Consider the following 346-nt stretch of genomic DNA (forward strand, 5'->3'; position numbering starts at 1 on the left):
ACGGTTTATCTGGGGTGGTCATTCCGCAGATGAACAGAGCCACAATCTCGCCGGTCAACTGGTCAGCCATTACGACCCGGCAGGCCTGCTTTCGATGAGCCGTGTTTCCCTGAGCGGCGTACCGCTTTCCGTCACCCGCCAGTTGCTGCCGGATGATGTACTGGCCGACTGGCAGGGGGCGGATGCCTCGGCGTGGAATGACCTGCTGGTGGGTGAAACCTACACCACAACCAGCACGGTGGACGCCGCCGGGAATGTCCTGACCACCACCGACGCGAAAGGCAATATCCAGCGCGTGGCGTTTGATGTGGCGGGCCTGCTGAAGGGGAGCTGGCTGACGGTCAGC

The 346-nt window shown here is 62.4% G+C and carries 1 pseudogene; it reads left to right on the forward strand.

The features are described from left to right. Window positions 1–346, forward strand: a pseudogene (locus E0L21_RS24825) (RHS repeat protein); the annotation flags it as partial.

The sequence above is a fragment of the Kosakonia quasisacchari genome (genome assembly GCF_004331415.1).
GTDB classification, from domain to species: domain Bacteria; phylum Pseudomonadota; class Gammaproteobacteria; order Enterobacterales; family Enterobacteriaceae; genus Kosakonia; species Kosakonia quasisacchari.